The following is a 4,333-nucleotide window of genomic DNA, read 5'->3' on the forward strand; positions in this document are numbered from 1 at the left end:
GGAGAACACAGCGGCTTTCAGAAAGCGCTTGCTTTCCTCATCCCAGGGCGCTGTATCCCGACGCTCCAGCCATATAACGCCGCGCGCCGGGCAGGTTGGGTCCGGGGGACGAACGGTGACGGCGATGGCCGGCCCCTTCAGGGAGAGGGGTTCGCCGGCCAGGCCAGCAGTGCGGGGCAGTTCCACCACATTTCCATCTGCCTCCAACGCCGGCCAGAGCCAGGCCGGCACAGGGTAGCGGCCTGGCCAGCCGCGCGCTTCCCATGCCGGCAGATACAGCTCCTCGCCCTGGACGATGCCGCAGACTACCCGCTCCAGCAGAGGGTCTCGCCCCAGCAGTTCCTCCACTGTCATGGCCAGGGCGGTCACAGCATGACCGCTGGTATAGAGGGCGGCGTACAGCTCAGCCAGGATATCGCGATGGATCTGCCGGCGGGATTCTTCCTGCTCGCGCCGGCGCATCTCCCATAATACCGCCAACGCATCGGCCAGCGCCTCCAACGCGCGTTGTTCGGGCGCCGGCGCTCCTGCCGGCCAGGATACCGTCAACCATCCAATATGTGGCGGCTTCCGGGGCACAGGGACACGGACAACCCGCTCGGGGTTGTCCGCGGAAATGGGAGGCACAGCATCCGGCCGCGCCTCGAGCCAGTCCACGTGCCAGCCGCAGCCTCCCAGCGCGGCGCGCAGGGCTTCCAGCAGTTCAGCCGTGGTGCGGCAGGACGACAGGGCGCGCAGGCATTCGGCCAGCCATTCGCCGGCGGAAGGGTGCCCGCAGGCTGTGGAATGTGAGATCAGCTCCGCCATCTTGCACCTGACATCATGTCCCTGCGCCGTCCACTGGGATGGACGAGGGCTGGACGGGGCCGGCCGCATCCTGCCAGGCCGGCAGAACCAGCTCCAGCGTGAAATCCGGATCGCCCGGGGAAAGCTCCAGGCGTCCGCCCAGACCTTCCACCAGATGTTGTATCAGCACCCATTCGGCCCAGCGGGCCAGAGAGGCCGCATGCTCCTCCGACAGCGTCTCCCAGCCGATTTCTTCTATGGGGACGTGGCCGGCGACCAGGGGGACGGAGAAGTCGCGCAAATGGGGGATGTGCATTGTCAGACATACCCCTATGGAAACGGGTGCCAGATGCATTGTCATCCTGGCGCGCGGCGCCATCTGCAGGATAAGTGTGAAGATGCGATGCAGGAGCTGTACCAGCAGGTCCAGCGGTACAGCCGCCGGCAGAGACTCCTCGCCGGCATGCATCCGGAGATCGCAGTCCGGGTAGAGCGCCTGCATGTCATGCAGGACCGCTTCTAACGCCAGCCTGGCATCACACCGCCCGGGGCGGCCGGCGGCCACCGGCTGGAGGTAGAAGCTGTATACTTCGAGCTGTTCGAGCTGGGCTTTCATCGCCTGCAGTTGTTCCAGGGCGCGCTCCAGGCACTGCCGGCGCTTTTCCGGCGAGAGCAGGGGGGTGTCCACGAGCAGTTGGAGAGTAGCCAGCACCGTGGAAAGAGGAGAGCGCAGGGCATGATGCATCCGACGCACCAGCGCCTGGTAAAAGCGCTCCAGCGCGCTGAACTCGGTGACATCGCAGGCGGTGATCAGGTAGCGGCGATCCCCCATGGATGTCACTGCAACGGAGAAGTCAAAGCGCCGGCCGTCCGGCGTGACCCAGGGGAAGATGAAGGGCATGTCTATTTCGCCGGCCAGGGCGCGCTGACAGCGCTGAGCCAGCCGGCGCAGGCTTTCCTGAATTTCCGGGGAGGTTAGCGATTGATCTACCATCTCCACGGGCCAAAAGGAACGGGCGCGAGGATTTGCATATTCCAGCACTCCATCCTGGTCCAGCACGATGACGATGTCATCGGTGGCCTGCATGATGGCCTCGATGGTCCCCGCCTGACGCAGTAACTCCTCCCGCCAACGGGCGGTGCGGATAGCGGTGGTGGCGCGCTGGGCGAAGGAGCGCAATACCTGGAGCTCCTCAGCGGTGAAAGGCTCCACCCGCCGGCGCATCACCGACAACGTCCCCAACCGGCCGGCGTCATCCTCCAGCGGGACAAAGGCGCCCGAATGCACCCCCAACTTCTGGATGAGCGCCCGGCTGGCCACCCGTTCATCCGCAAGCATATCATCCACGGTCAGCGGCTGGCCGGTGCGGAAGACGGTCCCCACCAAGCTGTTCTCAATGGGCAGTGTGGGCAGAAGGCACTCATGGATGAACCCATGGCTGGCGGCCAACCGCATCACCTGGTTGTCGGGATCCGCCAGGTCAATGCCGCCGGCATCCCCCTCCACCAGCTCGACCGCCGTCCGCACAATGGTTTCCAGTGTAGCACGCAGGTCATATCCGCTGGCCAGTGCCTGGCCGGCGTGTACCAGGGCCGCTTCCAGGCGCTCGAACTGCCGGCGGCTCTGCGCGTACAGGCGGGTGTTCTCCTGCACATGGGACAGCCATGAGGCCATGATTTCCGCGACCTGCACATCCTGCGCCGTGAAGGTGCCCGGGCGTTTGTTGATCAGGGCGAGCGCGCCGACGATTTTCCCGCCGGCGCGAACCGGGACCATCAGGAAATTCCGCGGCACAGGACAGGTGTACCGGGAGAAAATAGGGGTGTACCAGCCGGCGGTACTGGTATCGGGTATCCAAAGGGTCTGCTGATGCTGGAGGACCCATTCCATCAGGGTCCCCTGCAGAGGTTTCCCCGAACCCAGATACTCTTCGGGAGGGAGCCCTACCACATCCACAACAGCCAGGTGGGTGTGGGCATCGTTCACCAGGATCCGGAAACCCGCTTCCGCACCCACCAGTTTTACCAGCGCTTCTAACAGCTCTTTGGCTACCTTCTCCGAATCCAGGGAGCGGACGACCCGCCGGCCAACCTCCACCAACGTGTTCCAGGTGAGCACCTGCTCCCGCAGTGCCTGCTGCGTGCTCTTCAGAAGCTCTGCGCCGCCCAGCGCCACCACCAGACAGTTGGCCAGCGCCTCCAGCCCCGGGATATCCTCTTCGCCAAGCTGGCCGGCTGTCTGGCCTGCCAGACAGAGCGCGCCGATGATCTCGTTCTGCTCGACGCCGGCCAGCAGGGGGACCGCCACCGCGCAGACCGCCGGCGGGCAGGATTCGGCCAGCTTCCCCAAAATGGAGCGGGGCGCGGCATCCTGCGTGATCAATGCATGACCGCTGGAAAGCACCCGGCCGAGGATGCCGGCCTGGTTCGGGGGAAGCCGGATCAGCGCCTGCGTGATGGAATCGTACACTTCCAGCGCATCGCCTTCCCGCAGGGCCAGGACTGCCAGTGCGCCGGAGGGATGTTCTTTGAGGATGCGCAACGCCGTCTTCGCCAGGGCGCGGCGTTCGAGAGGCGCCTGTTGGAGAGCGGCCAACGCCTGATACAGCCACTCGCTCTGCGGCCGGCGCCGGCGCCCCTGCTCCAACCGCTCGGCGCCGGCCAACAGGCCGTTGAGCAGGGCGGACAGCGCCTCCATCGCCGGCCGGCACATAGGCCCAATTCCCGAGCCGATGAGCACCAGCACGCCCTGATAGATATCGGCACGCAGGGGGATAAAGGCCGCGCCGCGTTCATCTGACTGAGTGTCCGGCGGACGCCCGCCCAGCGTCTGCACCAGCAAGTTCACCTCGCCGCCGCCGGCGATCTCCACCTGATTGCGGCGGAAGGCGCGCACCAACCGGTGATGCAGGGGGATGGACGGAGGTTGGAGGGTGAATGCGGACGAGATCGTGAAGGGGGTCAGCAGTTGGGACGGGACGATATCTTCCAGCACCAGGCCGCCCCGCTTCGACTGCCGGAGGAAGAGCAGGCTGTCCAGCCCTATATCCGCCAGGGCATTCATAGCGGCGCGCAGAAGCGCACGCGGCTCTTCCACGCCTTGCAGTCGCACGGCCACGGTGGAAATGATCTGCTCTGCCGAGAGGGCAGGCGCCGGCATACCGCCGGCCGGGTGTCTCACCGCAAATTCCAGCATCCGCCGATAAATCCCTACCAGCGTGGGGCGGCAGTCCCTTTCACAACAGCCCTTTCTCCCTGATGAATGCCTTCCAGTCCAACGCCGGCTCCCCCGCCCAGGCAAACGAGGCCTCGATCTCTTCCATCTGCTGGAGGATATCCTTCAGGCGCGGGCGGAGCTGTGGGTCTGACGCCGCCTCCAGAGGGGTTTGCATGTCCAGCGCCGGCGACGGGCGCTCCAGCCACTGTTCATATGCCTGCCGAAGGGCGGTTTCCCACCGCCGGCGGTCCCTGGCCGATGGTTCGCGTTCCTCATCCGCGGGGGCAGGCGGCTCTGTGCCCCTTTCGTGCCATGCCTCGGCCACGGCGC

Annotated in this window: 3 protein-coding genes; all 3 read right to left on the reverse strand. The window is 65.8% G+C overall.

The genetic code is table 11. The annotated features are described in order from the left end of the window. Positions 1–807: hypothetical protein (locus tag H5T60_12050; GenBank protein ID MBC7243164.1), on the reverse strand; the 807-nt coding region annotated here is incomplete at its 3' end. Between the two features lie 13 nt (positions 808–820). Next, positions 821–3,946: a GAF domain-containing protein gene (locus tag H5T60_12055; GenBank protein ID MBC7243165.1), complete on the reverse strand. Its 3,126-nt coding sequence runs from the start codon at positions 3,944–3,946 to the stop codon at positions 821–823. Between the two features lie 76 nt (positions 3,947–4,022). Continuing rightward, positions 4,023–4,333, reverse strand: a 311-nt coding sequence (locus tag H5T60_12060; GenBank protein MBC7243166.1) for a DUF2384 domain-containing protein, incomplete at its 5' end; no start/stop codon positions are given.

Source organism: Anaerolineae bacterium (assembly GCA_014360855.1).
GTDB lineage: Bacteria > Chloroflexota > Anaerolineae > JACIWP01 > JACIWP01 > JACIWP01.